The sequence below is a fragment of the Brevundimonas sanguinis genome (assembly GCF_029636725.1).
Classification (GTDB): domain Bacteria; phylum Pseudomonadota; class Alphaproteobacteria; order Caulobacterales; family Caulobacteraceae; genus Brevundimonas; species Brevundimonas sanguinis.
In genome coordinates this window covers 829,525-855,572 of the sequence record NZ_CP116770.1, presented here as the reverse complement: position 1 = coordinate 855,572, position 26,048 = coordinate 829,525, and the positions used below count along the sequence as shown (strand labels likewise).

Genomic DNA, 26,048 nt, shown 5'->3' with positions numbered 1-26,048 from the left:
GAGGCTGGGTCGGGGGGAGGATTTCGAGGGAGCTGGGGCGGTCTGGAGTGGATCTGAGGCAATAAAAAACCCGCCCGGGGGTCCGGGCGGGTGATCGGTTTTCTGCGTTTCTCGCCTAGACGGCGCGCATCATCCGGTCCCCGCCCGCAAGGGCATGGTGGTGGTACCGGTGGTGGTAATGGCGGACGCGAAGAGACCCGTCGCCGAGGCGGCGATCATGGTCGTCTTCATGCTGGCGAGGCGGTAAGGCACAGGCGGCGTCCGGTTGAAAATCGTGCCTTAGGGTGAGCCAGGGCGCCGCGCCGCGTCAACCCCGCGCCGGAATAATTTTTCGCGACGAAGCCCGCGACCGCCGTTTTGACCGCTCAAGTCGAGCGCCGCCGCCAGATAGGGGTGAAATTTTTCGCTTGACCGGCGCCGTTCGCAACCGCACCGTAAGCTCACTCATCAAGACCGGCTGAGGGATTAGGCCCTTTGACGCCGGGGCAACCATCGGGTTCCGCCCGAAACGGTGCCAACTCCTGCGGGGTTCTTCGGGCTTGCCTGAATGGACCGCGAGAGATGGGTGGAGCGTCGACGAGGCGACGCGCCACAGGTCTGTCACTGCATGGGTTCCTTGGCGAGCCGTATCTGCTGAGTGACCGAGACCCATGACCCTGGCCCTGATCGACCCCGCGTCCCCCGCCGAAGAGCCCGCCTGTCGGTCGGCTTCCGCGCGCCGCCCGTCCAAACTGCTGCAACGCGAGGGCGCCCATGACGTCGTGGTTCCGATCCCGGACGGCTTCGAACTGGATTTCGGCGGAACCCTGACCCAGAAGCGGGTCGTCGGCCGCCTGCACGGCAAGCCGGGCGCCCCCCTGATCGTGGTCGCGGGCGGGATTTCCGCCGACCGTTACGTCCATCGCACCGAAACGAAAGGCCTGGGCTGGTGGTCCGGCGCCGTGGGCGTGCGCGCGCCGATCGACCTGACCCGTTTCCGTGTCCTGGCCTTTGATTTCGCGCCGGAATTCGGCGAGGGCGTGACGGAGCCCAAAGCCCCCTTGACCATCACCACCCAGGATCAGGCGCGGTTGCTGGCCCACCTTCTGGACCATCTGGGCGTGGACAAGGTCGCCGCCTTCATCGGCTGTTCCTATGGCGGCATGATCGCCCTGGCCTTCGGCGAGCTCTTCCCGGACTGGGCCGAGCAGTTGGTGGTCGTGTCCGCCGCTCACCGCCCTCACCCGCTGGCCACCGCCTGGCGCGGCATTCAACGCCGCATCCTGCAACTGGGCCTTGAGACCGGCCGCATCGACCAGGCCGTCGGTCTGGCGCGCGAACTGGCCATGACCACCTATCGCACCCCGGAAGAGTTCGGCGAGCGCTTCGATTCCGAGGCTCCCAGCCACGCCGGCCAGGCCTATCCGGTGTGCGACTACCTGACCTCGCGCGGCCGGGCCTATCGCGACCGCACCACCCCTTCGCGCTGGCTGACCCTTTCGGATTCCATCGACCGCCACCGGGTCGAGCCGGAGGCCATCAGCGCGCCCGTCACCCTGGTCGGCTTCACCACCGATCGCCTGTGCCCCATCGACGACATGCGAGAGCTGGCCGACCGCCTGCCCAACCTCTGGCGCTTCGTCGAAGCCCCCTCCCTCTACGGCCACGACGCCTTCCTGAAGGAAGACAGACTGGTCGGCGACATCCTGACCTCCGTGCTGAAGGACATCGACCAATGAGCCGCGCCCGCCCCGCCGATCCCCGCACCATCGCCGCCCGCTCGGGCGTCGATACGGACACGGCCCACGGCGCGGTCATGCCGGCCCTGTATCTGTCGTCGAACTATTCCTTCGCCGCCTTCGCCCAGCCGCGCAAATACGACTATTCGCGCTCGGGCAATCCGACCCGCGACGTGCTGGCCGAGACGCTGGCCGAGCTGGAAGGCGGCGCCGGGGCCGTCATCACCGCCACCGGCATGGCGGCGGTCGATCTGCCGCTCAGCCTGCTGGAGCCCGGCGACCTGCTGATCGCCCCGCACGACTGCTACGGCGGCACCCACCGCCTGCTCACCGCCCGCGCGAAGAAGGGGCATTTCCGCGTCGCCTTCGTCGATCAGAACGACAGCGCCGCGCTGGACGCCGCCCTGGCCGACGGGTGCAGGCTGGTGCTGGTCGAGACGCCGTCCAACCCCCTGCTGCGCGTCGTGGACGTGGCCGACGTCTGTCGCCGCGCCCACGCCGTCGGGGCCAAGGTGGTCGCTGACAACACCTTCCTGTCGCCGGCCCTCCAGCGGCCGTTGGAGCTGGGCGCCGACATCGTGGTCCACTCGACCACCAAATACATCAACGGCCATTCCGACGTGGTCGGCGGCGCGGTGATCGCGGCCGATCCTACCGACCATCAGCAGCTGGCCTGGTGGGCCAACTGCCTGGGCGTCACCGGCTCGCCGTTCGACGCCTATCAGACCCTGCGCGGCCTGCGGACCCTGTTCACCCGCATCGAGCGCCAGCAGGCGACAGCGGGCGCCGTGGCGGCCGCGCTGGAGCAGCATCCGGCGGTCAAGGCCGTCCACTATCCGGGCCTGCCCAGCCACCCCGGCCATGCGCTGGCGTCGCGCCAGCAATCGGGGCCGGGCGCCATGCTCAGCTTCGAACTGACCGGCGGGACCGAGGCGGTCTGCGCGGTCATCGAGGGGCTGGAGGTCTTCACCCTGGCCGAATCCCTGGGCGGCGTTGAAAGTCTGATCGCCCACCCGGCCACCATGACCCACGCCGCCATGACGCCCGAGGCGCGCGTGACCGCTGGCATCACCGACGGCCTGCTGCGCCTGTCGGTCGGACTGGAGCATCAGGACGACATCCTGGCTGACCTGGCCCGGGCGCTGGATACGGTGACGCTGAAGGCGGCGGCGTAATCCAAACGCGCGCCTCTCCCTCCCCGTCCCGGGGAGGGTGGCTGAGCCTGCAAGGCGAAGCCGGGTGGGGACGGCAGGGCGATGGGTGCGCGTCTTCTATCTGGCCGTCATTCTCGGGCTTGACCCGAGAGTCCAGCAAACACGACGGCGACCACATCAGCCCTCACGACGGTTCAGGCGTTGCGGGGCTGGATTCTCGGGTCAAGCCCGAGAATGACGGCGGGTGGGTGGTGTGGGGGCGCTCAGGATCACCTCGCCCTCCCCACCCGGTCGCTTCGCGACCACCCTCACCGGGACGGGGAGGGAGAGGGTCGGCGCCCTACGCCACCGCCCGCGCCAGGGCCTCCATCCGCCCGCGCGCGTCCAGATCACGCACGTCGTCCAACGCGAACTGCCCCATCATCCGATCCAGCTCGACCGCGTCGGAGGCCAGGGCATGGCTGGCGGCGGTCGACTGTTCGACCATGGCCGCGTTCTGCTGCGTAACCTGATCCATCTGGGTCACGGCGATATTGACTTGCTGCAGGCCGCTGGACTGCTCCTGCGACGAGGCGGCGATCTCTTCGGCGATGGTCGTCAGACGCTCGATCTGACCGGCGATCCGCTCCAGCGCCTGGCCGGTGTCGCCCACAAGCGCCACCCCCGCGCCGACCTGACGGCCGGATTCCGAAATCAGCGCCTTGATCTCCTTGGCCGCAGAGGCCGAGCGCTGGGCCAGGGCCCGCACCTCGGACGCCACCACGGCGAAGCCGCGCCCGGCGTCGCCCGCCCGCGCCGCCTCTACCCCTGCGTTCAGGGCCAGCAGATTGGTCTGGAAGGCGATCTCGTCGATCACGCCGATGATGGCGCCGATCTGGTTCGAGGATTGTTGGATCGCGCTCATGGCGGCGATGGCGCGGCCGACCACGGCCTGCCCCTCGACCGCTTCGGACCGGGCGCCGCGCACCACGCCGCCCGCCTCTATCGCGCCCTCGGCCGAACGGGCCACGGTGGCGGTGATCTGCTCAAGAGCGGCCGCCGTCTCTTCCAGGCTGGCGGCCTGCTGTTCGGTGCGGCGCGACAGGTCGTCGGAGGCGTGGCTGATCTCGCGGGCGCTGGCGCCGATGGCGGCGGCGCGTTCGACGATGACCCGCATCACGCCCTGCAGCCGATCCATCGCCGCGTTGAAGTCGGTGCGCAGGCCTTCATATTCCGGCGCGAACGGGTCGTTCAGGCGGAAGGCCAACTGGCCGCCCGAGAGGCGCTCCAGCCCCCTGGCCACGCCCTGGACCACCTGGGCCTGCTGGCGGGCGGCCTCGGCGTCGCGGGCGGCCTGCGACTGCTGTTCGGCCTCGGCGACCAGGCGCGCGGCCTCGGCCTCGGCCTCCAGACGCGCCTTCTCCTCGGCGTTCTGTTTGAAGGTCAGGACGGCGTCGGCCATGCGCCCGATCTCGTCGCGGCGGCCCATCGCCGGAATGGCCACGTTCAGATCGCCGCCGGCCAGACGGCCCATGGCGCGGGTCATGGCCTCGACCGGGCGGCTGAGGGCGCCGATCAGCCACAGGGCGGCGGCCACGGCGATGGCCAGAGCCAGCACCCCGCCGATGGCGAAGGAGACATAGGCCTGAACAAAGGCGGCGGATTTGGCCTCGGCGCGCGCCTGGGCCTGAGCCGCCTCCCTGGTCTGGATGGCGCTGACCGCCTGGCGAATGTCTGTCAGGCGGGCGCCGGCGGCCGCCTGCGACTGCGCCGCGCCATCGGCTGCGGGATCGCGGGCCAGAGCCATGATCTCTGCAGCGCTCTTCTCGAATGCAGCGGCGGCGGCGATCAGGGCCGTCTGTTCGGCGACATAGGCGCCCTCGACATCCGACGCCGCCAGGTCCGCCATGCGCGCCTTCACGTCGGCGCCGCTCGTGTCGAACACCTCGATGAAGGCCGGGTCGCGATTGGCGACATAGCCGCGCATGGCGTTCTGCTGCTCGACGGCGGCGGCCAGCAGGCGGTCGGACGCCTTCATCACCTCGCGCGACGTCAGGTCCGCCGCGTCGGCGCGCTGCAGCGAGACCACGCACCACAGGACGATCAGGGTCGCCGCCCCGCAGGCCCCGATCACCGCCATAAAGGACAGGATCAGCTTCTTGGGCACGGACAGGTTCTGCAGCATGGCTCACGGCTCAGACAGAGGGAGGTTCAGCCTCGCTCCTACCCCGCCGTTGTTCGACAAAGTGTTAGCGCCCGCCTGCGGGCATCTACTTAGTCGCGCTCACAGCGCCTTCAGCACCACCGACAGGGCCGTCAGCAACAGATAGGCCGCAAACGCCCGGCGCAGGATCTTGCGGTCCAGCCGGTGCGCCAGCCGCGCGCCATAGGGCGCCGTCAACGCCGTCAGCAGCCCCATGATCACCGCCGCCGGCACATTGACATAACCCAGCGACAGCGGCGGCCGCCCCGGCGCATCCCAGCCGAAAAAGGCGAAACCCAACGCAGCCGCCGCCCCGATCGCCAGGCCGAAGCCCGAGGCGGTGGCGACCGCCTGATGGATCGGCCGTCCGCACAGGGTCATCATCATGCCGCCGAAGCTGCCGCCCCCCACGCCCATCATGGCGGACAGCAGGCCGATGCCTGTCCCCGCCCCGCGACGACCCCAGCCCGTCGGCAGGTCTTTTCTCAGGGTGAACCGCTCGGGCATCACCCCCATCTGCGCCGCGACCAACAGCAGACAGGCGCCATAGACGACCGCCAGACCCTCCATCGAGGTGAAGCCCGCAATCGCCGCCCCGACCAGACCGCCGAACGCCACCCACGGCGTCCAGGTCTTCAGCACCGTCTCATCCACCGCCCCATGCGCCCGGTGCGTGGCCAGCGACCTTAGCGAGGTGGCGACGATCGTCAGCAGCGAGGTGCCGATGGCGACGTGCAAATTGCTCTCGCCGCCCACGCCCAGCACCGAGAAGGCGTAGAACAGCGCCGGCACCAGCACCGTCCCGCCGCCGACGCCGAACAGGCCGCCGATCACTCCGGCGATCGCCCCGGCGCCGACAAGGGCGGCGAGCATCAGGACGAGTTCGGATAGGGGAAGGGCGCTCATGGCCGATGGCTTAGCCGCACAGCCCGGCAGCGTCATCCCGGAAAGGGTGCAAGGCGGGTCCCTTTCGCCATCCTCCGGCGAGCATAACAAGACCGCGGGATGACGAGAGAAATAGGTGACGTCTGAGGAATCAGGCCGCTTCTTCGCTCTCGCCCAGACGGGCCTGCCGCGCTTCGGCCTCACGCACGGCCGAGACCGCGCGATCCACCACCTCCAGCCCCGCGCCGGCCTTCACGCCCTCCACGGTTAGGATGCGACGAAAGGCCCGCGCCCCCGCCCGGCCGTGCATCAGCCCCAGCATGTGCCGAGTCATGCTCGCCAGATTGGCGCCCTCGTCCAACCGCGCCGCCATATAGGGGCGGTAACGCTCCAGCGCCTCGAAGACGTCCACGTCTTCAACAGCCTCGCCGAAGATGCGGCGGTCCACCTGCCCCATCAGCGCCGGCTCGTGATAGGCCGCGCGCCCCAGCATGACGCCGTCCAACTGCACCCCGTCCGAGGCGTCCAGATGCGCCTCGGCCTGGTCCAGGTCGCCGATGCCGCCGTTGATGCAGATGGTCAGATGCGGCCGCTCGCGCTTCAGCCGCCGCACCAGATCATAGTCCAGCGGCGGCACGTCGCGGTTCTCCTTGGGCGACAGGCCCTTCAGCCAGGCCTTGCGCGCGTGGACGACGAAGTGGGTGATCCCCACCGCCGCCGAGGCGTCGACCGTGGCGAACAGGCTCTCCTGCGGGTCCTGATCATCGACGCCGATGCGGCATTTGACGGTGGCGGGCACGGCGACCGCCTCCTTGATCGCCGCCATGCAGTCGGCCACCAGCTCCGGCTCGCGCATCAGACAAGCGCCGAAACGGCCCGATTGCACGCGATCCGAAGGGCAGCCGACATTCAGGTTGATCTCGTCATAGCCATACGACTCGCCGATCTTCGCCGCCTCGGCCAGCTGGGCCGGGTCCGAACCGCCGAGTTGCAGCGCCACCGGATGCTCGACCGCGTCGAAGCCCAGCAGACGGTCCCGATCGCCGTGGATCACCGCCGGCGCCGTCACCATCTCCGTATACAGCAGGGCGCGCGCGCTCAACGCACGATGAAACGCCCGACAGTTTCGGTCGGTCCAGTCCATCATGGGCGCCACGGACAGTCTATGCGGTGGGTGCATCGGCCTTATTGGGAGAACGTCAGGATAGACGGAATGAGAGCTATATAGGCCAGACCCTCATCAAACGCGATGACGCGCGCCGGTAGGATACCGGGCGAGGTCGCCGGATCTACCCGCCCCGTCGCTGCAGACGCGCACCGCCAGTTGGGGCTTGAAACCAAACCGCAGAGCTTTCGCCGGCACAAGTTCTGGCGCAGTCAAGCTGCCCAAGGACGCAAGAGTGCGCTTTTCGATGGAACGAAACGCCTTTTCAACGGCGATTATTGGCCGCGCGCAGCGGCGCGCCGGGCTCGAACCGACGGCGCCGTGGGCGATCCGACGCCGGACCCGGATCATCCAATGTTGCGCGGCATGATCACGATCAACGTCGCTTCACCAATTTCGGCCAGTCGCAGCGCGCCGTCTTCCATATTCGCGCGGATGCCGACAAGCCGGACGCGCCCCTGCGCATTTTCCGCGTCGAGCATGACGGCTGGTCCTACCCTTAAGCCCGCAATTCGAGCACGCCAGTCAGACGCGCCGAGGCGCCCAAGCGCCCTTCCCTCGGCCGTGCTCCGCTCCCCGACAGGGAACCGTCGACGCTCGCAGGGCGAGCTTCCATCGACCCTCACCTATGCGGCGCCCAGGATATATCCGGGCCAGATTTGCGATTCATTGAGAATTGCGTCACAATCGCCCTATTATACAGACAACATAAGACCGCAGCGTCGAATATACGGTCACATTCGCCGTGACGTTTTTTGTTCTTATGTTGCTATACGAATAAAGAACTGGAGAAGTAATCATTATACCTAGAAAGCATAAACTCTAAAATATTCGGACTAGGCGATATTTCCGTGCGTCGACCTGACGAACGCATTCCAGATATTGGGAATGCTGGCGATCGACCATCTTTCGCCCCGAGTTTTTTGCGGCCGCAGAGCCGCCTGCATCGGGGCTTGTCACCCATCAGCTCAAAGTGAATATGCCCAAGCAAAAACGCATCGCCATCATCGGCGCCGGCCCGTCAGGCCTGGCCCTGCTGCGCGCCTTTCAGTCCGCCCGCGACGAGGGCGCCGACATCCCTGAAATCGTCTGCTTCGAGAAGCAGAAGGATTGGGGCGGCATGTGGAACTACACCTGGCGCACCGGCATGGACGAGAACGGCGAGCCGGTTCACGGCAGCATGTATCGCTATCTGTGGTCGAACGGCCCCAAGGAGTGCCTCGAGTTCGCCGACTACACCTTCGACGAACACTTCAAGAAGACGATCTCCTCCTATCCGCCGCGCGAAGTCCTGTGGGATTACATCCAGGGCCGCGTGAAAAAGGCGAACATTCGCCAATACATCCGCTTCAACACGGCCGTGAAGGATGTGGCCTTCGACAAGACGACCGGCCAGTTCACAGTGACGGCCCAGGATTACTCCGCCGGACGCCGCACGTCAGGGACGTTCGACCATGTGATCGTCGCCACCGGCCACTTCTCGACGCCGAACGCGCCAGCCTATCCGGGTTTCGACCTGTTCCCCGGCCGCATCCTGCACGCCCACGACTTCCGCGACGCGGCGGAGTTCAAGGGCAAGGACGTGCTGCTGATCGGCTCCAGCTATTCGGCCGAGGACATCGGCTCACAGTGCTACAAATACGGCGCGCGGTCGGTCACGACCAGCTATCGCAGCCAACCGATGGGCTATGACTGGCCCAAGGGCTGGGAGGAGAAGCCCTGTCTGACGCGCGTGGACGGCAAGACCGCCCACTTCAGCGACGGTACGCGCCGCGACGTCGACGCCATCATCCTGTGCACCGGCTACAAGCACCACTTCCCCTTCCTGCCGGACGAGCTGCGCCTGAAGACCAGCAACCGCCTGTGGCCGCTGAACCTGTACGAAGGCGTGGTCTTCACGCCCAACCCCAGGCTGTTCTACCTGGGGATGCAGGACCTCTGGTACAGCTTCAACATGTTCGACGCCCAGGCCTGGCTGACGCGGGACATCATCATGGATCGCGTCCCGTTGCCGTCACGCGCGGACATGGAGGCCGCCAACGACCACTGGCGCGAGAAGGAGGTCGCCATCCGCACGGATGAACAGGCCTTTGAATATCAAGGCGACTACATCAAGCGCCTGATCGCCCAGACCGACTATCCTGAGCTTGATGTCGACAACATCAACAGGATCTTCCTGCAGTGGAAGAAGGACAAGAAGGCCGACATCATGGGCTATCGCGACAAATGCTATCGCTCAGTGCTCACCGGCACGCTGGCGGCGCGTCACCATGTGCCGTGGATCAAGGCGTTCGACGACTCGCTGGAGGCCTATCTGCGGCTTCCGTCCGCGCGCAGCCAGGCCGCGCGCGTCTGATGCAAGGCCTCTCCTGCCGCCGCCGCGCGCGCAGGAGAGGCCGCCTCGGCGGCCCGGCGCGAGGCGGGCAGGCGCCTAGTCGCGCGCGACCTGAAAGCCCGCGAAGGACTGGCTGACCGGCATCAGCTCCAGCGCATTGATGTTCAGGTGCGGCGGCAAGGTGGCGACCCAGAACAGGGTCTCGGCGATGTCCTCGCCGGTCATCGGCGCCGCGCCGCCATACAGGGCGTCAGACGCCGCCTGGTCGCCGCCGGTGCGGACCAGGGTGAACTCCGTCTCGGCCATGCCCGGCTCGATGGAGGTGACGCGCACCCCCGTCCCGTGCAGGTCCGCCCGCAGGCCCAGCGAGAACTGGCGCACGAAGGCCTTGGTCCCGCCATAGGCGTTACCGCCCTTATAAGGGTAGGTCGCGGCCACCGAGCTGATGTTCAGGATCGCCCCCTTGCGCGCGATCAGGCGCGGCAGCAGGCGGTGCGTCAGCGTCACCAGACCAGTTATATTGGTGTCGATCATCTGGCGCCACTGGGCCAGGTCCGCCTCCTGCGCCGTCGCCGTGCCCAGCGCCAGACCGGCGTTGTTGATCAGCACGTCGATATCGCGGAAGCCTTCAGGCAGGGCGTCCAGCGCCGCGTCGATGGCGGCTTCGTCCCGCATGTCGAAGGTCGCGGCGTGGACCCGGTCGGCGCCCAGCTCCGCGACCAGTGCGTCCAGCCGTTCCTGGCGGCGGCCAGTGGCGATCACCTTCCAGCCTGCGCCGGCGAAGCGGCGCGCCGCCGCCCGACCGATGCCCGAGGTGGCTCCGGTGATCAGAATGACGCCGCTCATGATGTCCGTCCTGGCTGAGGCTTTGCTGTCGGGGTGACTTAATCCCGCACCAGCCCGCCGTCGACCACCAGATTCTGCCCCGTCACCGCCCGGCTCCACGGCGAGGCGAAGAAGAGGGCCGCATCCGCGAACTCTTCAGGCGTTGTGACAGAGCGCAGCGGCGTCATGCTGGCGATCAGGTCGAACACAGCTTCCGGCGTCGCCGCGCTGGCGTCCGTCGTGCGCAGCAGGCCGCCCGAGATCATGTTGACGGTGATTCCCGACGGCCCCAGATCGCCGGCCGCCGTTCGCGTCAGGCTGAGCAGGGCGGCCTTGGCGGCGGTATAGTCGTGATAGGGCACGACCGGATTCTGAAACAGGTTGGTGCCGATGTTGACCACCCGGCCGAACGTCTGAGCCGCCATGCCCGGCGCCGTGGCCTGAATGACGTTCAGGGCGCCGCGGATCACGGTCGTGAACTGGCGCTCCATGTCTTCCCACGGAATGTCCGCCATCTGGGCGCGGGCGTCGCCGTTGAAGCTGTAATCCAGCGCATTGTTGACCACGGTGCTGACCGGTCCGCCGAAATGCGCCTCGACCTTGGCGACCATGGCGTCGACGCCTGCGCGGTCCGTCACGTCAGCCTGAACGGCGAAGGCGCGATCGCCCAGTTCCGCCGCCAGGGCCTCGGCGCGTTCTCCGCTTCTGCGCCAGTTGATCGCCACCCGCGCGCCCTGGCCCGCAAAGGCCCGCGCCGCCGCCGCGCCCACGCCGCGCGCGCCGCCGGTGATGAGAACGATCTGATCGCGGATTTCCATGAGAACAACTCGCAGCTTCTGAACCGACCTCAGCCATAGGCCGGGGCCGTGAGGAAGGCCAGTCAGGCATGCAGGAACAGCGGTTGCATTTGGCCGTGGCCTCCACGTTAATCGCCCTCAGCTCAGGAGACCCCCATGCTGACCCTCGCCGCCGCCCTTTTGCTCTCGCCGGTCTCCACGCCGGTCGAACTGCCTTCGACGCCCGCGCCCCTGCACGGAACCCTGCTGACGCCTGAGAGCCAGACGCGCGCCGCCGCCGTCATCATCGCCGGATCCGGACCGACGGATCGCGACGGAAACAGTCCGCTCGGCGTAAACGGCGGCGTCCTGCGCCAACTGGCCGAAGGGCTGGCCGGGCGGGGGATCGCCACCGTCCGCATCGACAAGCGCGGCGTCGGGGAGAGCGTCCCTGCAGCAACCAGCGAGGCGAGCCTGACCCTCGACACCTACATCGACGACGCCAAGGCCTGGGCGGCCCTGGCGGCCCAGAAGACCGGCGCCGCCTGCGTCTGGCTGATCGGCCATTCGGAAGGCGCCTTGATCGCCCAGGCCGCGGCGGCGGACAATCCGGGCGTCTGCGGCCTAGTGCTGCTGTCGCCGGTCGGCGTGCGCGCCAATGTCGAACTGCGCCGCCAGATCGAGCCCAAACTGCCGCCCGCCATCAAATCAGAAGTCGATCACATCATGAGCGAACTGGAGGCCGGGCGCACCGTCCCAGAGACGCCGCCCTATCTGGCCGCCCTGTTCCGCCCGTCGATCCAGCCTTATCTGATCTCCTATTTCGCCGCAGATCCGCAGGCGCTGATCGCGAAATACCAGCGCCCGGTGCTGCTGGGTCATGGCTCGACCGATATCCAGGTGACCCCCGAAAACAGCCAAACCCTGGCCGCCGCGCAGCCCAAGGCTGAACGCATCATCTCGAAGGCCTGAATCACGTCCTGCGTCAGGCGCCGTCCGACCCCGCCGGGAACGCCGCCACCTATGGCGACGCCTCGATCCCGCTGGGCGCAGCCGTGGTTCCTGCGGTGGCGGACTTCATCCTGAAAGCCCGCTAGACGCCTCTAATCATCCAAGTCCGCGCGCGCCTGTTCGGCCAGGTCGAAGAAGCGGCGGCGGACTTCGGCGGCGAAGGGGTTGTCGTGTTCGATGGCGCGGAACACCGCTTCGCTGTCGTGACGGACCATGTCGACGCCCTGCACGACGCGTTCGAAACTGGTCGTGGTCATGCGCGTCGGCAGCGGCTCCATGGCCAACAGCACCTTGGCGATCAGATGGGTCAGGCCCTGCACCGTCGCCGCCTCGCGGTCATGAGCCTCGGGCGTAACGACGAAGACCTTGAGACCCAGCGCCTTCCTGCAGAAGGCGGCGACGCGCCACGCCGCCTTGTCGCCGCGCACCGGACAGACGGCGATGCGCAGACCGGCGATGCCGTCCTTGCCGCTCTGAGGGCCGAACAGAGGGTGGGTTCCGACGATCTGAACGCCTTCGGGCAGGCCATCCAGCATGACCTGCGCCGGTTTCACCTTCACCGAGCCGACGTCGAGGATTACGGCGCCCGGCGCCAGATGCGGCGCGATGGCCGCCACCGTCTCGGCCAGGCCTCCGACCGGCGCGGCCAGCACCACCGTCGGGCAAGCCGCCGCCTCTTCCAGCGTCGTCAGCCGCGCCAGCCCCTCGCCGTCGCTCGCCGCTGGATCGTGCGCGAGAATATCGAACCACGGCGACAGATGCTTGGCCGTCAGCCGTCCGAAGGCGCCGAAGCCGATCAGACCAAGCTGGGGGCGGACGCCGCTCACCCCGCCAGCGTTTCCTGGAACCGCACCGGCTGGCCATGCGCCTGGCCGATCAGTTCGCCGTCTTTCATGACAACCCGGCCGCGCACGATGGTGGCGACCGGCCAGCCGATCGTCTCGAAGCCATCGAAGGGGGTCCAGCCGCAACGCGTGGCCTGCTGGTCGTGGCTGATCGTCTTCTTCGCCTTCAGGTCGACGATGGTCAGGTCGGCGTCATAGCTGACGGCCATGCGCCCCTTGTTGGCCGTGCCGAACACCCGCTGCGCCCCGCCGGAGGTAAGGTCGATGAAGCGCTCCAGCGACAGCCGCCCGTTCGCCACATGGGTCAGCATCAGCGGCACCAAGGTCTGCACCCCCGGCATGCCCGACGGCGAGGCCGGATAGGGCTTGGACTTTTCTTCCTTCGTATGCGGCGCGTGGTCCGAGCCCAGGACGTCGGCCACGCCCTGCTGCATCCCCCACAGCCACAAGGCGTCGACATGCTCCTGCGACCGGATCGGCGGGTTCATCTGGGCGTAGGCGCCGAGGCGTTCATAGGCTTCGGGCGCGACCAGCGTCAGGTGCTGGGGCGTGATCTCAACCGTGGCGACGTCCTTGTGGAAGCGCAGGAACTCCATCTCGTCGCGCGTCGTGACGTGCAGGACGTGGATGCGGGCGCCGGTCTCTTTCGCCAGCCCGACCAGACGGCGGGTGGACATGATGGCGCTCTCGGCGTCGCGGACCTCCGGGTGGCTGGTCCAGTCGCCGGTGCGGGCCAGGTTGCGGCGCTCGACCAGGCGGTATTCGTCCTCGGAGTGGAAGGTGGCGCGGCGGCGCACGTTGGACAGGACCTTGCGCACCCCCTCGTCGTCGGCGATCAGCAGGTCGCCGGTCGAGGCGCCCATGAAGACCTTGACCCCGCAGCAGCCCGGCAGACGCTCCAGATCGGCCAGATGTTCGGCGTTTTCATGCGTGCCGCCGACGTAGAAGGCATGGTCGGTCCACATCCGGTCCTTCGCCCGCGCCAGCTTGTCGGCCATGGTTTCGGGATCGGTGGTGTTGGGATTGGTGTTCGGCATCTCGAACACGGCGACGACGCCCCCAAGAGCCGCCGCGCGGCTGCCGGTTTCCAGGTCTTCCTTCCACTCCAGCCCCGGCTCGCGGAAGTGGACCTGGGTGTCGATGACGCCGGGCAGGACGGTCAGGCCCGTCGCGTCGAACACTTCTCCGGCCGAGGCTTGGCTCAGGTCGCCGATGAAGGCGATGCGGCCGTCGATGACGCCGACGTCGGCCCGGCCTCGCCCGGCGTGGTTGGCGACTTCGCCGCCCCGAACGATCAGGTCATAGGTCTGGATCATCGCGCGCATCTCCTGAAGCTCCGGCGCTTATGCGCGTCGAAGGCTTGGAGACGCAAGCCAAGGGGCAGTCAGGAGGCCCGTTCAGCCAGCAGCTTCTTCGCCGCCTTCAGCACCCGCTCATAGGGCAGGTCCATCATGTGCTGGATGTGCTGGTTCAGGCGCGGGTCCAGTTCCTGGAACTCCTGTAGGCTGCGAGGTCCGCGCACGGCGACGCCGGTCCAGGGACGTTTCAGCGTCTCGTCGGAAGGACCGAAGACCGCCACCGCCGGGACGCCCGCCGCCACCGCCAGTTGCGTCCACAGGGAGTCCCCGCCCAGATAGAGGTCCGCATGCGACAGGGCCGCCGCCGTCTGCAGGCGCGTCAATCGGCCTTGAAGTTCGATCACCCGGTCGCGCTTGACCGCCGAGCGGATGGTCTGGGCCGCATCGCGGTCCGCCTCCTCGCCCACGATCATCAGCCGCCCGCCCGCCAGCGGCCCGCCCTCGCCCAGAAGGGAGATGGCGACCTTGGCGTAGCGATCGGCGGGCCAGCGCTTGCCGATCCAGTCGGCGCCCGGCCCGATGGCCAGGATCGGGCCGCCCCCTGGCGGGATCAGGGCGTCGGCGGCTTCCTGAGTGTCCCGCTCGATGAACAGTTTCGGCGCCGGAATCTCGTCCAGTTGCAGGGTCCGCGCCGCCTGTTCGACCAGATGCACGCCCGGCACGGTCTTGCCCTTCACCGCGCGCCGCTGGCGCCGCAGCTTGCCCGACAGGGTCGAGCCGCGCATGTCGACCACCAGCCCCCAGTTCGTCTCGCGCACCTGGTTCCAAAGAGCGATCCAGTCCCAGCGCCCGTCGCGGTCCAGGGTGATCAGCCGCTGAAGACGCGGCAGGTCGGCGAACAGCGGCGCGCTGGCCGGAGAACCGACGACGGTGAAGGTCGCCTGCGGGATCGCCTCGACCAACTGGGCCAGCGCTCCAGACGACAGGACCGCCTCTTCGGCGTCCGCCTCGGCGATATAGAGGATCGGAAAACGACCATGCATAGCGTCAGCCTATCCGGATTCTCAAGGCGATTCAGCGGCGAAACTGAAACAGGGCCGCAAACCGGACTTCATCGCGCCAGCGCCCGTCGCGCAGGGTCGAACGGCAGAACTTCCCTGATTGAAATCAGCGTCTTGAACGCGCGCACCCGGGCGTCGTCGTTCAGCATTTCCCGGGTGAAGACTTCATACGCCTCCATCGTCGGCACCACGACATACAGGATCAGGTCGGTGTCGCCGGTCACATACCAGGCCGCCTGCACCTCGGGACGGGCGGTCAGCTTGTCGATCAGGGCGTCCAGAACCGCCGTACCCTCGCGCTCCATCTCGACCAGGACGTGCATGGTCAGGACGCGGGCCAGCCGGGCCGGATCGACCACGGCGACATCGGCGATGATGATCCCCTCGTCGCGCAGCCGCCGCAACCGTCGCGACACCGCCGATTCCGACAGGCCGACCTTGTCCGCCAGCACCCGCGCAGGCTGGAGGTTGTCGCGGCGCACCAGGGCCAGAAGGCGACGGTCAAAGGAATCGAGGTCGGCGTTTTCTTGCATACGAGGCGACAATACGCGTGTTTCTTGCAGCATGGCAGGCGAAATCGCCAAGAAAAACGAGCGGCTTTTCGATAGGTTGCCGGCCATGTCCTCCCCGGCCCTCGCCCTTCGCCATCCGCGCCTGTCAGCGGTCCTGCCCTATCTCGCCCTGCTCGGCGGCATGGTGTCGCTTTCGGCCGGCACCTCCTTCGCCAAGACGCTTTATCCGATGGTGGGACCAGCCGGGACGGCGGGCCTGCGCGTCGGGCTGTCGGCCATCGTCCTGCTGGCGGTGTTTCGTCCCTGGCGCAGCGCCTTCACCACCGGCGACCTGCGCGCCCTGGCGGTCTACGGCGTGGTGATGGGGCTGATGAACCTCAGCTTCTACATGGCGCTGAACACCATTCCGCTGGGGGTGGCCCTGGCGATCGAGTTCATGGGGCCGCTGTCGGTCGCCCTGTTCAACTCGCGACGGCTGATCCACTTCGTCTGGATCGGGCTGGCGGTGCTGGGTCTGGTCCTGCTGCTGCCTCTGGACGGCAACGTGTCGGGGCTTGATCCGGTCGGCTGCGCCTATGCGGCGGCGGCGGCGGTATTCTGGGCGGGCTATATCGTCTTCGGCAAGCGGGTCAGCCATCTGCCCAGCGGCTCGACCGTCGCCATCGGCATGACCTTCGCCGCCATGACGGTGGTGCCGTTCGGCGTCGCCGGCGCGGGCATGAGCCTGCTGGACCCCAGGATCCTGGCGCTGGGTCTGGTCGTCGCCCTGGTGTCCAGCGCCCTGCCCTATACGCTGGATATGGTCGCCCTGCGCCATATCCCCAAGCGCACCTTCGGCGTGGCGGTCAGCGGCGATCCGGCCATCGGCGCCCTGGCGGGCCTGTTCGTGCTGGGCGAGCACCTCAGCACCCAGCAGTGGCTGGCCATCGCCGCCATCATCGCCGCCTCGGTCGGCGCGGTGCTGACCTCGCCGTCAGACGAACAGCCGTTGCAGGATCCGGCCGCCCCTGCCTGATCTCGACGCCTAGAACTCGGTCCATTCGTCGGCGGCCGGGCCGTTGACGACCGCGCGCAGACGGGCGCGCTGCGCCTCCAGCGCCGGCGGCGGGCCGCCATAGGCCTTCAACGCGCGCACCACGCCGCCTTCGGCGCCCGTGCGGAACCGCCCGACCAGTTCGGCCAGATGCTCGGCCTCGGTCTTTAGGTTGGCGGCGGCGGCCGTGGTCTGCTCGACCATGGCGGCGTTCTGTTGGGTCACCTGGTCCATCTGGTTCACCGCCTGATTGACCTGGCCCAGACCCGAAGCCTGCTCCTGGGCTGAGGCGGCGATTTCGGCGACCAGCCCGTCCATCTCATTGACCTGTTCGGCGATGGTCCCCAGCGCGCGGCCGGTCTCGGCGACCAGTTCGACGCCCTGCGCCACCTCGGTTCCGGAAGCGGAGATCAGCGCCTTGATTTCCTTGGCCGCCTCAGCCGATCGCTGGGCCAGGGCCCTCACCTCAGACGCCACCACGGCGAAGCCGCGCCCGCTGTCGCCGGCCCGCGCCGCCTCAACCCCGGCGTTCAGCGCCAGCAGGTTGGTCTGGAAGGCGATCTCGTCGATCACCCCGACGATGTCGCTGATCTCGGATGAGCGGCGGCTGATGCCGTCCATCGCCGCCACCGCCCGACGCATGACCTCGCCCGACCGCCCGGCTTCAGCATGGGCCTTGGCGGCGACGGAGGCCGCCTGCCGGGCGCCCTCGGCGCTGCGCTGGACAGTGGCGGTGATCTGGTCCAGCGCCGCCGCGGTCTCTTCCAGACTGGCCGCCTGTTGTTCGGTGCGTCGCGACAGGTCGTCCGACGCCTGACTGATCTCGTCCGAGCCGCCCCGCAGGGTCGTCACCGCCGACAGGACCTTTTCAAGCGCAGTCCTGAGGCTGGACACAGCGCCGTTGAAGTCCGCCTTCACCGCCTGATGGGCGCCGTCCATATCCTGTTCGATAGCGGCCGTCAGATCGCCGTCTGACAGGCGAGAAAGCTGTTCCGCCAGGGCGCCGACCAGTCGAGCCTGCGCCGCCTCGGCCGCCAGGCGCTCCTGCTCGGCCCGCTGGGCGGCCTGTTCGGCTTCAGTGATGTCGACGGCCAGCTTGACCACCTTCAGCGGTCGCCCCGCCTCGTCCAGCACGGGATTGTAGGACGCTTCCAGCCAGACCTCGCGCCCGCCCTTGGCGATGCGGCGGAATTTGCGGGCGACGAAGCGCCCCTCGTTCAACTCTCGCCAGAAGGCCAGATAGTCGGCCGACGCCGCCTCGGCCGGGTCCAGGAACATCCGGTGATGCTGTCCCCGGATTTCATCCATGCCGTAGCCCATGGTCTGGAGCAGGTTTTCGTTGGCGTCGCGGATCGTGCCGTCAAGGTCGAACTCGATCACCGCCTGGGACCGCCCGATCGCCGCCATCCGACGATCCAGTTCCTCAAGCCGCTCAATATCCGTGGCCCGTTTTTGTCGACGACCTGCACTGAACATCCGAACCGCCCCCCTTCAGAATAACGGCGATGGACTGGATAAGTCTGTGGATAAGACTGGCGCTTGAGAGGTTTCATTTTCGTTACTTGCAATCAAGAGTTGCAATTCACGCCGAACTTCATCGACCATTAACCATGATGCAGCACCGTGGCTGGGATCGGTCGCGCGGCTCGCGGCCTGGGGGCCTTCCTTGCGTAATCTCGTCGCCGCCGTCGAAGCGATCGACCCGCTGGTCGTCACCGGCAAGGTGGCGGGCGTCAGCGGCCTGCTGATCGAGTCGCGCGGCGGCCTGTCGCGCCTCGCCGTCGGCGCCCGCGCCGAGATCGAGCGACGCGGCCAGCCGCCCCTGCCCGCCGAGGTCGTGGGCTTCCGCGAGGCCAAGGCCCTGCTGATGCCCTTCGGCCCGGTCGAGGGCGTGGCCCCCGGGGCCGACATCAAGATCATCAACGCCGCCGCCAGCGTGCGCCCCACGACGGCTTGGCTGGGGCGGATCATCGATTCCTTCGGCGAGCCGATCGACGGCCTGGGGCCGCTGACGCCGGGCCTTGTCCCCTACCCCTTGCGCGCCCCGCCGCCGCCCGCTCATTCGCGCGGCCGGGTGGGCCAGCGGCTGGACCTGGGCGTGCGGGCGATGGACGTCTTCACCACCACCAGCCGGGGCCAGCGCCTGGGCATCTTCGCCGGCTCGGGCGTGGGCAAGTCGGTGCTGCTGTCCATGCTGGCGCGCCAGGCGACCTGCGACGTCGTCGTCGTCGGCCTGATCGGCGAACGCGGCCGCGAGGTGCGCGAGTTCATCGAGGAGACCCTGGGCGAAGAGGGGCTGAAACGGGCCGTCGTCGTGGTCGCCACCTCAGACGAGCCGGCGCTGAAGCGGCGCCAGGCGGCCTATATGACCATGGCCGTGGCCGAGTTCTTCCGCGATCAGGGGCTGGAGGTGCTGTGCCTGATGGACAGCGTCACCCGCTTCGCCATGGCCCAGCGCGAAATCGGCCTGGCGGCGGGCGAACCGCCGACCACCAAGGGCTACACCCCCACCGTCTTCACCGAACTGCCCAAGCTGCTGGAGCGCGCCGGGCCGGGGCCGATCTGGCCGGACGGCACCGAGGCGGGGCCGATCACCGCCCTGTTCACCGTGCTGGTGGACGGCGGCGACCATGACGAGCCGATCGCCGACGCCGTGCGCGGCATCCTGGACGGCCACATCGTCATGGACCGCAAGATCGCCGAGCGCGGCCGCTTCCCCGCCATCGACGTGCTGAAGTCCGTCAGCCGCACCATGCCCGGCAACCAGTCCCCGCCCGAGCGCGAACTGAACCGCCGCGCGCGCCAGTGCCTGAGCGCCTATTCCAACATGGAAGAGCTGATCCGCATCGGCGCCTATCGCACCGGCGCCGACCCCATCGTCGACCGCGCCATCGCCCTGAACCCGGCCCTGGAAGGCTTCTTGACCCAGGACAAGGACGACGTGACGCGCCTGAACGACAGTTTCGACAGACTTGAAACCATCCTGAACCAGGGCATGGTGGACCAATGATCGCCGGAGACGACGCATGACGGCCTGGGCCCAATCCCTGATCCGCATCTCAAACTATGAGGTCGAGACGCTGCAGAAGCGCCTGGCCGAAATCAGCGCCCGCAAGGCAGAGGCCGAGATGCGCGTCGCCGTGCTGGACGCCCAGGCCGAGATCGAGCGTGAGAACGCCCGGCTCGACCCGTCCTCCGGCATGATGCTGCAGGCCTATCTCAACGGCTGGAAGCTGCGCCGCGCCGACGCCGAGGCCGAGATCGCCGCCGTCGCCGCCGAGGAGGAAGGCGCCCGCGACGCCCTGACCGGCGCCTTTGAGGAACTGAAGAAGTTCGAGCACGTCGCCGAGACCACCCGACTGAACAAGCTGATGGCCGCCGCCAAGCGCGAGGCCGCCGCCTATGACGAAATGGGCCTGCGTCGCCGCGCCGAGGGCTAGACGTGATCGACCGTCGCGCCCTGCTCGCCTCGACCCTCGCGCTCGCGTCGTGCGGCGCGGGCGAGGCGCCCGAAGCGGCGCCTGCCGGCCCCGTCCGCCCGCTGAAGTCCGTCGCCCCCTTCCCGGTCGGCACGGTCGCCATGTCCGGCCAACTGTCGGATCAGGACTGGTTCCGCCTCGTCTCCACCCACTTCTCCCAGCTCACGCCCGAGTGGGAGATGAAGATGGAGTACATCCTGCAAAAGGACGGCTCCCTGCGCTTCGACGCGCCGGACCGGATCGCCTATTTCGCGCGGGATCTGGACATCCGCCTCTTCGGCCACGCCTTGATCTGGTACGCGCAGGAGCATCCGTGGTTCACGGCCATCGTCGATGACCGACCGCGCTTCATCGCCGAGCACGACCGCTATATCGCCGAGGTCGCCGGCCGCTGGCGCAGCCAGATCGTCGGCTGGGACGTGGTCAACGAGCCGGTCGAGGATGACGGCAGCGGCTATCGCGACTGCGTCTGGAGCCGGGGCCTGGGCGGCGTCGACGCCTATATCATCCGCGCCTTCGAACAGGCCCGCCTCGCGGCGCCCGAGGCGACCCTGTTCCTGAACGACTACAACCTGGAGAATACGCCCAAGAAGGGCGCGGCCTTCCTGCGTCTGATTGAACGGATGCTGAAGGCGGGCGCGCCGATCCAGGGCATCGGCATCCAGTCCCACCTCGACATCGAAATCCCCGGCGGCCAGATCGCCGCCTTCATGAACGAGGCCCGGCAGTTCGGTCTGCCCATCCACGTCTCCGAACTGGACGCCCCATTGAAGCGCGGCGGCCGGATGCCCGACCTGCGCCCCCGCGCCCAGCGCCGCGAGCAGCAGAGCGCGCGCGTGGCCGAACTGGCCGAGGCCTTCATGGACCTGCCTCCGGCCCAGCGCTTCGCCTTCACCGTCTGGGGCGTGCGCGACAGCGATTCCTGGCTGCGCCGGGGCAAGAACGACGACGGCCAGGACAGTCCCCTGCTGTTCGACGACGCAGGCAGGGCCAATCCCATGTTCGACGTGCTGACCGAGGCGTTCGCGCATTAATCCTTCTCCCCTTGTGGGAGAAGGTGGCGGGCGGAGGCGCTCGGATGAGGGGTGTCGGCGCGACTACTGACCTTCTGAGATCGAGCGGTGCGACAGCCCCTTCAGATCAAGGCGCCCACACCCCTCATCCGTCAGGCTCCGCCCGCCACCTTCTCCCACAAGGGGAGAAGGACATAAAAAAACGCCCGCCGAGTTCATCGGCGGGCGTTTCTGGATCGTTCCTGAGTGGAGGCTCAGGAGGGATCTTTTCAAGCGGCGACGGTGGCCGCGCCTTCGGCCGGGTCGCGCAGGACATAGCCGCGGCCCCAGACGGTTTCGATGTAGTGCTTGCCGCCCGCAGCCGTCGCCAGCTTCTTGCGCAGCTTGCAGATGAAGACGTCGATGATCTTCAGCTCCGGCTCGTCCATGCCACCGTACAGGTGGTTCAGGAACATCTCCTTGGTCAGGGTCGTGCCCTTGCGCAGGGAGAGCAGCTCCAGCATTTGGTATTCCTTGCCGGTCAGATGCACGCGGTGGCCGTTCACCTCGACGGTCTTGGCGTCCAGGTTCACCGCGATCTCGCCGGTGTGGATGATCGCCTGGGCGTGGCCCTTGGAGCGACGGACCACCGCGTGGGTGCGCGCGATCAGCTCGTCCTTGTGGAAGGGTTTAGTCAGATAGTCGTCGGCGCCGCCGCCGAACGTCTTGACCTTGGTGTCGATCTCATGGCTGCCCGAGAGGATCATCACCGGCGTATTGATCTTGCCGTTGCGCAGCTGGCGCAGAACCTCAAGCCCGCTCATGTCCGGCAGGTTCAGGTCCAGCAGAATGAGGTCGTAGTCATAGATCTTGCCCAGATCGATGCCTTCCTCACCCAAATCAGTGGTGTAGACGTTGAACCCTTCCGACTTCAGCATCAGTTCGATGCTTTGGGCCGTCGCGTGGTCGTCTTCGATCAACAGGACGCGCATTAATGCCCCTCCAGGCAAAGCTTGGGATGACCGCACGTGAGATACGGCCGGGTAACCTTGTTCCAACGTTAACGGGCCAAAACCTTAAGAAGGGTTAACGGGTCCCGATATGGAACGCGTAGGATGATTTGCGAATCGCCGTCCAGAGTCCTGAGTCAAGGATTCGTTAATTTATTAAGGGCGGGGGCCGCATTCCCCTGTTGACCTTTGGCGCGTCTTCCACAGGGGGCGTGCACAACCGTCCCCGCCGATGCCCGACGCCGCCTGGGGAAGCGACCGCTTCTGACGCCTCATAGGACAACATTCCTAACGCACCCGCCACACGCACTCATAATGGCGGCATCCACAGGAATGACGGGAGGAAGCGCAGATCATGGAACCCTATCGCGTGCCGGTGACGGAGGGCGACCGCATCCGGGCGGACGCCGCCCTGTCGCTGTCAGGTCTGGCCCTGGGGGTGCCGGTCGCGGAAATGACGCGGCGCGAGCGGGTGCGGCCCCGGGCCTGCCGGGCGCGATGGTCGGCCATGTATCTGGCGCACGTCTCCTTTGGCTGGCCGCTGGAGCGGGTCGCCCACGCCTTCGGCTTGAACCGGGCGACGGCGGGCGCGGCCTGTCGCTGGGCCGAGGATGAACGCGACCGCCCCGACTATGACGCGCTGATGGACGGGCTGGAGGGGTCGCTGCGGGCGGTGATGGAACTGCCGCTGGTCGATCTGGCGCCCGAAACCGGAGGCCGCCGATGAGCCGTCAACTGGAACGCGCGCGCAGCCTGCTGCAACGCCCCGGCGCCTGGCTGGACCAGGCGAACGGCGCCTATCCCTTGCGTCTTGGCGGCGACCGGCGCAGCCGGGTGGTCCTGACGCTGGATGAGGCCGCCTTCCGCGCCGTGATCGAGCGGCCGGGGCTGAAGCTGCGTCAGGGCGGCGGCTGGCTGCCCCGCGCGGCCAACGACCACGCCCCCGCCTCGCCCCCGCCCGGCCGCCCCGGCGTCATCGAGGGCGAACGGCCGGTGATGGAGGCGGACGGCCGCCTGACGATGCGCCGCGCCAATCTGGGCGAGAGCCCGATCCTATGGCTGGCGCGGCGTAAGGACCAGTCGGGCCGCCCCTGGCTGACCCCGGCCGAGGTCGCGGCCGGCGAGCGGCTGCGCGCCGAGGCCGAGATCGCCGCCGCCGGCCCTTCCATGACCATGCGCTGGGACGGCCTGCCACGCAGCGGCTCCGGCGGCGGCGCGGGACGGGTCGAGCCCAGCGACCACGCCATCTCCGCTTCGGCCCGGGTGCAGGCGGCGCTGGAGGCCTGCGGCCCGCGCCTGCGCGCCATGGTCGAGCAGGTCTGCATCCACGGCACGTCTCTGCAACTGGCGGAACAGGCGCTGTCCCTGCGCCGCCGTCAGGGCAAGACCCTGCTCAAACAGGGGCTGCAGGCGCTGGCGGAGCATTACGGCATAGGATGATGCGGCCGAACTGCGACATTGCGGCATGCAATCAGCGATTGTCGCTCCATCATTGCTTAAGCATGGGCGTTCTACCGTGACGCGATCTTCCGGTGGCAGCGAATGGAATTCCCCATGACCTTCTTCCGTCCAGCCGCACAAGTTCTGGGCTTGTCTCTGGGGCTGGCGGGCGGCGCTTCCGCCTTTGCCCAGACCAGCGCGGAGGAGCGGTGGCGCGCCACGGTCAGCCCCTATGTCTGGGCCACCTCGCTGGACGGGAACGTCACGCTGGCCGGGCGCAGCTGACCTACTGACCCTTTTCTCACGCCCCCCATCCCAAGGAGACGACATGCGTAACGGAATGAAGAAGGGCGTCGCCGCCCTGGCCGCCGCCTTCATGCTGGCCGTTCCGGCGGCCGAGGCCTGCACGCGCCTTGTCTACCACGGCCACGACGGCGCGGTGATCACGGCCCGGTCGATGGACTGGAAGGACGAGATCATGACCAACCTGTGGATCTTTCCGCGCGGCATGGCGCGGGACGGGTCCGGCGGCCCCAACCCCCTGACCTGGACGTCCAAATACGGCAGCGTCATCGCCAGCGGCTATGACATCTCGACCGTCGACGGCGTGAACGAGATGGGCCTGGTCGCCAATGTCCTGTGGCTGGTCGAGTCGCAATACCCGGCCTACGACCCGAACAAGCCGGCCCTCAGCATCGCCGCCTGGGCCCAGTACGCCCTCGACAATTTCGCCACCGTGGCCGAGGCGGTCGAGGCCCTGCGCGACGAGCCCTTCGTTCTGGTCAGCGACAATGTGCCCGGCCAAGACCGCCTGACCACCCTGCACCTGTCCCTGTCGGATTCCGGCGGCGACAGCGCCATCTTCGAATACATCGACGGCAAACTGGTGATCCACCACAGCCGCGACTACCAGGTGATGACCAACTCGCCGACGTTCGATCAGCAGCTGGCGCTGAACACCTATTGGCAGGGCATCGGCGGCACGGTCATGCTGCCGGGCACCAACCGGGCGGCCGACCGCTATGCGAGGGCTTCCTTCTACGCCAACGCCATTCCCAAGTTCGAAGACCAGAACATGGCCGTGGCCAGCGTGTTCAGCGTGATCCGCAACGTCTCGGTGCCGTTCGGCATCTCGACCCCGGATCAGCCGAACATCTCCTCGACGCGCTGGCGGACGGTCGTGGATCACAAGCGCAAGCTGTACTTCTTCGAGTCGGCCCTGACGCCGAACACCTTCTGGGTGGACCTGAAGAAGATCGACTTCTCGGCGCGCGCCCCGGTCAAGCGGCTGGAGCTGGGCGAGAACCAGATCAACACCCATGCGGGCGACGCCACCGCCAAGTTCAGCAGTGCGCGCGCCTTCGCCTTCCTGGGCCCGCAGTCCTAAGCCGATAAAGGCGGTTGGGCTTCAGAAAATCCCGACCGCCGCCTCGACCCAGATCAACAGCACGGCCAGGATCACCGCTGCGGCCAGCATGAGCCGCACCAGCGGGGTCCGCGTTCTCCACAGAACCAGCTCCAGCAGCAGACCCGCCCCGACCAGCAGAACGGCGGCGAACAGGAAGTCCTGGGCGTCCCAGGCGACCTCGGAGGTGACCTGCATGGCCGCCAGCGGCGTCAACAGGATCAGCCCAACCGCGCCCCAGCCGGCCATTCGGACAGGATTGAAAAAGGAAGGGGCGCGCTTCGTCAGGGCCGTCATCAGACCGCTCCACACCGTATGAGACGCCTCATCATGCGCCCGATCGCGCGCAATCGGAAGAGAAGCGGCGGTCGCGGTCAGCTCGCCGCCAGCGCCGCCTCGCGGATACGCCCGACCATGCTGTTCAGGCCGTTGGCGCGCTGGCGCGTCAGGGCCGAGGGCAGGCCCAGCCGGTCCAGCGCGGCCTTGGCGTCGAACGCCAGAATCTCGCCCGGCAGCCGCCCCGAGTAAAGCCGTAGCAGCAGGGCGATATTGCCCTTGGACAGGGCGCTGTCGCTGTCGGCGTCGAAAAACAGCCGCTCGCCCTGGGGCCGCATCGACAACCAGACCTGAGCAGCGCAGCCCGGCACCTTGTTCGCCTCGATCCGCGCCTCTACGGGCAGGGGCGGCAGGTCCTTGCCCAGGTCGATGACGTATTCGATCCGCCCTTCCCAATCGCCCAACAGGTCGAACTCTTCGACCAGTTCGGCCAGGGTGTCGTCGATGGAGCGGTCGGGGGCGGTAGAAGTCATGGGCGCGACATAGGCCCCCGCCGCCGCGATCACAACCGGCGCGCCGCTCCCCCTACAGGCGAGCGCCCTAGGGGCTTGAGACGACGCGGCCTAGATATAGGGTTGTTATCACT

The 26,048-nt window shown here is 67.8% G+C and carries 26 protein-coding genes and 1 riboswitch; of the genes, 12 read left to right on the top strand and 14 right to left on the bottom strand.

The genetic code is table 11. The annotated features are described in order from the left end of the window. The first annotated feature begins 441 nt into the window (after positions 1–441). A riboswitch (SAM riboswitch) is annotated at positions 442–568 on the top strand. A gap of 82 nt (positions 569–650) precedes the next feature. Both metX and metB read left to right on the top strand, forming a co-directional pair. Next, positions 651–1,718: a homoserine O-succinyltransferase MetX gene (gene metX, locus PIB44_RS04415; RefSeq protein ID WP_278070561.1), complete on the top strand. Its 1,068-nt coding sequence runs from the start codon at positions 651–653 to the stop codon at positions 1,716–1,718. After that, entirely contained in the window at positions 1,715–2,893 is a 1,179-nt protein-coding gene (gene metB / locus PIB44_RS04410) for a cystathionine gamma-synthase (RefSeq protein ID WP_278070560.1), read from the top strand. The genes metX and metB overlap by 4 nt, the downstream gene beginning before the upstream one ends. A 319-nt stretch (positions 2,894–3,212) precedes the next feature. Here metB and PIB44_RS04405 read toward each other — a convergent pair whose 3' ends face one another. The 4 genes from PIB44_RS04405 to PIB44_RS04390 all read right to left on the bottom strand — a co-directional run bounded on the left by PIB44_RS04405 (position 3,213) and on the right by PIB44_RS04390 (position 7,586). Next, on the bottom strand, positions 3,213–5,036 hold the full coding sequence (locus PIB44_RS04405; RefSeq protein WP_278070559.1) for a methyl-accepting chemotaxis protein: 1,824 nt from the start codon (positions 5,034–5,036) through the stop codon (positions 3,213–3,215). Positions 5,037–5,135: 99 nt separating this feature from the next. Further along, the gene (locus PIB44_RS04400) at positions 5,136–5,960 is read right to left on the bottom strand and encodes a sulfite exporter TauE/SafE family protein (RefSeq protein WP_278070558.1); all 825 of its coding nucleotides are present in this window, start codon (positions 5,958–5,960) and stop codon (positions 5,136–5,138) included. Between the two features lie 130 nt (positions 5,961–6,090). After that, a complete protein-coding gene (dusA, locus tag PIB44_RS04395) occupies positions 6,091–7,119 on the bottom strand; it encodes a tRNA dihydrouridine(20/20a) synthase DusA (protein WP_227157909.1) in 1,029 nt (342 codons plus the stop codon). Between the two features lie 332 nt (positions 7,120–7,451). Continuing rightward, positions 7,452–7,586, bottom strand: a complete 135-nt coding sequence (locus PIB44_RS04390) for a hypothetical protein (protein ID WP_278070557.1) — start codon at positions 7,584–7,586, stop codon at positions 7,452–7,454. 497 nt (positions 7,587–8,083) lie between these two features. Between PIB44_RS04390 and PIB44_RS04385 the strand changes: the two genes are divergently transcribed. Further along, positions 8,084–9,460 carry a trimethylamine monooxygenase gene (locus PIB44_RS04385; RefSeq protein WP_253119692.1) on the top strand — a complete coding sequence of 459 codons (1,377 nt, stop codon included), beginning with the start codon at positions 8,084–8,086 and terminating at the stop codon, positions 9,458–9,460. A 75-nt stretch (positions 9,461–9,535) separates the two neighbouring features. Here the strand turns inward: PIB44_RS04385 and PIB44_RS04380 are convergent, their stop codons facing one another. Then, a complete protein-coding gene (locus PIB44_RS04380; protein WP_278070556.1) occupies positions 9,536–10,285 on the bottom strand; it encodes an SDR family NAD(P)-dependent oxidoreductase in 750 nt (249 codons plus the stop codon). A 38-nt stretch (positions 10,286–10,323) separates the two neighbouring features. After that, a complete protein-coding gene (locus PIB44_RS04375) occupies positions 10,324–11,082 on the bottom strand; it encodes a 3-oxoacyl-ACP reductase (protein ID WP_278070555.1) in 759 nt (252 codons plus the stop codon). Between the two features lie 135 nt (positions 11,083–11,217). Between PIB44_RS04375 and PIB44_RS04370 the strand changes: the two genes are divergently transcribed. Continuing rightward, positions 11,218–12,012 (top strand): alpha/beta hydrolase, encoded by a 795-nt coding sequence (locus tag PIB44_RS04370; RefSeq protein ID WP_278070554.1) that lies wholly within the window; start codon positions 11,218–11,220, stop codon positions 12,010–12,012. Between the two features lie 131 nt (positions 12,013–12,143). Here the strand turns inward: PIB44_RS04370 and PIB44_RS04365 are convergent, their stop codons facing one another. From PIB44_RS04365 to PIB44_RS04350, 4 genes are all read right to left on the bottom strand, one after another. Next, positions 12,144–12,878, bottom strand: a complete 735-nt coding sequence (locus PIB44_RS04365; protein WP_278070553.1) for a prephenate dehydrogenase/arogenate dehydrogenase family protein — start codon at positions 12,876–12,878, stop codon at positions 12,144–12,146. Then, positions 12,875–14,212 (bottom strand): dihydroorotase, encoded by a 1,338-nt coding sequence (locus PIB44_RS04360; RefSeq protein WP_278070552.1) that lies wholly within the window; start codon positions 14,210–14,212, stop codon positions 12,875–12,877. The genes PIB44_RS04365 and PIB44_RS04360 overlap by 4 nt, the downstream gene beginning before the upstream one ends. 68 nt (positions 14,213–14,280) lie before the next feature. Then, positions 14,281–15,237, bottom strand: coding sequence for a glycosyltransferase family 9 protein (locus PIB44_RS04355; protein ID WP_025978438.1), 957 nt, complete (start codon positions 15,235–15,237; stop codon positions 14,281–14,283). A 68-nt stretch (positions 15,238–15,305) separates the two neighbouring features. Next, positions 15,306–15,800 (bottom strand): Lrp/AsnC family transcriptional regulator, encoded by a 495-nt coding sequence (locus PIB44_RS04350; RefSeq protein ID WP_278070551.1) that lies wholly within the window; start codon positions 15,798–15,800, stop codon positions 15,306–15,308. Positions 15,801–15,873: 73 nt separating this feature from the next. Here PIB44_RS04350 and PIB44_RS04345 point away from each other — a divergent pair, with 73 nt between their 5' ends. After that, complete coding sequence (locus tag PIB44_RS04345) at positions 15,874–16,782, top strand: EamA family transporter (protein WP_278070550.1); 909 nt, start codon at positions 15,874–15,876, stop codon at positions 16,780–16,782. A gap of 9 nt (positions 16,783–16,791) precedes the next feature. On the opposite strand, the gene PIB44_RS04340 is transcribed toward PIB44_RS04345, so the two are convergent. Continuing rightward, complete coding sequence (locus tag PIB44_RS04340) at positions 16,792–18,207, bottom strand: methyl-accepting chemotaxis protein (RefSeq protein WP_278070549.1); 1,416 nt, start codon at positions 18,205–18,207, stop codon at positions 16,792–16,794. A gap of 259 nt (positions 18,208–18,466) precedes the next feature. On the opposite strand from PIB44_RS04340, the gene fliI reads away from it, so the two are divergent. The 3 genes from fliI to PIB44_RS04325 are packed head-to-tail and all read left to right on the top strand — an operon-like array spanning position 18,467 to position 21,313. Continuing rightward, positions 18,467–19,810, top strand: a complete 1,344-nt coding sequence (gene fliI, locus PIB44_RS04335; protein WP_278070548.1) for a flagellar protein export ATPase FliI — start codon at positions 18,467–18,469, stop codon at positions 19,808–19,810. Between the two features lie 16 nt (positions 19,811–19,826). Continuing rightward, the gene (locus PIB44_RS04330) at positions 19,827–20,240 is read left to right on the top strand and encodes a flagellar export protein FliJ (protein ID WP_278070547.1); all 414 of its coding nucleotides are present in this window, start codon (positions 19,827–19,829) and stop codon (positions 20,238–20,240) included. Between the two features lie 2 nt (positions 20,241–20,242). Next, positions 20,243–21,313: an endo-1,4-beta-xylanase gene (locus PIB44_RS04325; protein WP_278070546.1), complete on the top strand. Its 1,071-nt coding sequence runs from the start codon at positions 20,243–20,245 to the stop codon at positions 21,311–21,313. Positions 21,314–21,561: 248 nt separating this feature from the next. Here PIB44_RS04325 and ctrA read toward each other — a convergent pair whose 3' ends face one another. Continuing rightward, positions 21,562–22,263: a response regulator transcription factor CtrA gene (gene ctrA / locus PIB44_RS04320; RefSeq protein WP_024353526.1), complete on the bottom strand. Its 702-nt coding sequence runs from the start codon at positions 22,261–22,263 to the stop codon at positions 21,562–21,564. 373 nt (positions 22,264–22,636) lie between these two features. Here ctrA and PIB44_RS04315 point away from each other — a divergent pair, with 373 nt between their 5' ends. The 4 genes from PIB44_RS04315 to PIB44_RS04300 all read left to right on the top strand — a co-directional run bounded on the left by PIB44_RS04315 (position 22,637) and on the right by PIB44_RS04300 (position 25,108). Next, positions 22,637–23,008 carry a chromosomal replication initiator protein DnaA gene (locus tag PIB44_RS04315; RefSeq protein ID WP_024353527.1) on the top strand — a complete coding sequence of 124 codons (372 nt, stop codon included), beginning with the start codon at positions 22,637–22,639 and terminating at the stop codon, positions 23,006–23,008. Further along, positions 23,005–23,721, top strand: coding sequence for a DUF6456 domain-containing protein (locus tag PIB44_RS04310; RefSeq protein WP_278070545.1), 717 nt, complete (start codon positions 23,005–23,007; stop codon positions 23,719–23,721). Before PIB44_RS04315 ends, PIB44_RS04310 begins: the two co-directional genes overlap by 4 nt. Positions 23,722–23,835: 114 nt before the next feature. Continuing rightward, entirely contained in the window at positions 23,836–24,006 is a 171-nt protein-coding gene (locus PIB44_RS04305; protein WP_278070544.1) for a hypothetical protein, read from the top strand. Between the two features lie 43 nt (positions 24,007–24,049). Next, positions 24,050–25,108: a linear amide C-N hydrolase gene (locus PIB44_RS04300; RefSeq protein ID WP_278070543.1), complete on the top strand. Its 1,059-nt coding sequence runs from the start codon at positions 24,050–24,052 to the stop codon at positions 25,106–25,108. A 21-nt stretch (positions 25,109–25,129) separates the two neighbouring features. Here the strand turns inward: PIB44_RS04300 and PIB44_RS04295 are convergent, their stop codons facing one another. Together PIB44_RS04295 and PIB44_RS04290 are read right to left on the bottom strand one after the other, a co-directional pair. Continuing rightward, on the bottom strand, positions 25,130–25,423 hold the full coding sequence (locus tag PIB44_RS04295; RefSeq protein ID WP_278070542.1) for a hypothetical protein: 294 nt from the start codon (positions 25,421–25,423) through the stop codon (positions 25,130–25,132). Between the two features lie 77 nt (positions 25,424–25,500). Beyond that, a complete protein-coding gene (locus PIB44_RS04290; protein WP_134579915.1) occupies positions 25,501–25,935 on the bottom strand; it encodes a SufE family protein in 435 nt (144 codons plus the stop codon). Positions 25,936–26,048: the final 113 nt, after the last annotated feature.

Excerpts from the sequence above, each read along its gene's own strand:
- PIB44_RS04390 (WP_278070557.1), bottom strand. The coding sequence starts at position 7,586 with ATGCTCGACGCGGAAAATGCGCAGGGGCGCGTCCGGCTTGTCGGCATC.
- PIB44_RS04330 (WP_278070547.1), top strand. The coding sequence starts at position 19,827 with ATGACGGCCTGGGCCCAATCCCTGATCCGCATCTCAAACTATGAGGTC.
- PIB44_RS04380 (WP_278070556.1), bottom strand. The coding sequence starts at position 10,285 with ATGAGCGGCGTCATTCTGATCACCGGAGCCACCTCGGGCATCGGTCGG.
- PIB44_RS04355 (WP_025978438.1), bottom strand. The coding sequence starts at position 15,237 with ATGCATGGTCGTTTTCCGATCCTCTATATCGCCGAGGCGGACGCCGAA.
- PIB44_RS04375 (WP_278070555.1), bottom strand. The coding sequence starts at position 11,082 with ATGGAAATCCGCGATCAGATCGTTCTCATCACCGGCGGCGCGCGCGGC.
- PIB44_RS04345 (WP_278070550.1), top strand. The coding sequence starts at position 15,874 with ATGTCCTCCCCGGCCCTCGCCCTTCGCCATCCGCGCCTGTCAGCGGTC.
- PIB44_RS04385 (WP_253119692.1), top strand. The coding sequence starts at position 8,084 with ATGCCCAAGCAAAAACGCATCGCCATCATCGGCGCCGGCCCGTCAGGC.
- PIB44_RS04370 (WP_278070554.1), top strand. The coding sequence starts at position 11,218 with ATGCTGACCCTCGCCGCCGCCCTTTTGCTCTCGCCGGTCTCCACGCCG.
- PIB44_RS04295 (WP_278070542.1), bottom strand. The coding sequence starts at position 25,423 with ATGACGGCCCTGACGAAGCGCGCCCCTTCCTTTTTCAATCCTGTCCGA.
- PIB44_RS04315 (WP_024353527.1), top strand. The coding sequence starts at position 22,637 with ATGGAACCCTATCGCGTGCCGGTGACGGAGGGCGACCGCATCCGGGCG.
- PIB44_RS04360 (WP_278070552.1), bottom strand. The coding sequence starts at position 14,212 with ATGATCCAGACCTATGACCTGATCGTTCGGGGCGGCGAAGTCGCCAAC.
- PIB44_RS04305 (WP_278070544.1), top strand. The coding sequence starts at position 23,836 with ATGACCTTCTTCCGTCCAGCCGCACAAGTTCTGGGCTTGTCTCTGGGG.
- PIB44_RS04405 (WP_278070559.1), bottom strand. The coding sequence starts at position 5,036 with ATGCTGCAGAACCTGTCCGTGCCCAAGAAGCTGATCCTGTCCTTTATG.
- PIB44_RS04400 (WP_278070558.1), bottom strand. The coding sequence starts at position 5,960 with ATGAGCGCCCTTCCCCTATCCGAACTCGTCCTGATGCTCGCCGCCCTT.
- metX (WP_278070561.1), top strand. The coding sequence starts at position 651 with ATGACCCTGGCCCTGATCGACCCCGCGTCCCCCGCCGAAGAGCCCGCC.
- ctrA (WP_024353526.1), bottom strand. The coding sequence starts at position 22,263 with ATGCGCGTCCTGTTGATCGAAGACGACCACGCGACGGCCCAAAGCATC.
- PIB44_RS04340 (WP_278070549.1), bottom strand. The coding sequence starts at position 18,207 with ATGGCGGCGATCGGGCGGTCCCAGGCGGTGATCGAGTTCGACCTTGAC.
- dusA (WP_227157909.1), bottom strand. The coding sequence starts at position 7,119 with ATGCACCCACCGCATAGACTGTCCGTGGCGCCCATGATGGACTGGACC.
- PIB44_RS04300 (WP_278070543.1), top strand. The coding sequence starts at position 24,050 with ATGCGTAACGGAATGAAGAAGGGCGTCGCCGCCCTGGCCGCCGCCTTC.
- PIB44_RS04310 (WP_278070545.1), top strand. The coding sequence starts at position 23,005 with ATGAGCCGTCAACTGGAACGCGCGCGCAGCCTGCTGCAACGCCCCGGC.
- metB (WP_278070560.1), top strand. The coding sequence starts at position 1,715 with ATGAGCCGCGCCCGCCCCGCCGATCCCCGCACCATCGCCGCCCGCTCG.
- PIB44_RS04290 (WP_134579915.1), bottom strand. The coding sequence starts at position 25,935 with ATGACTTCTACCGCCCCCGACCGCTCCATCGACGACACCCTGGCCGAA.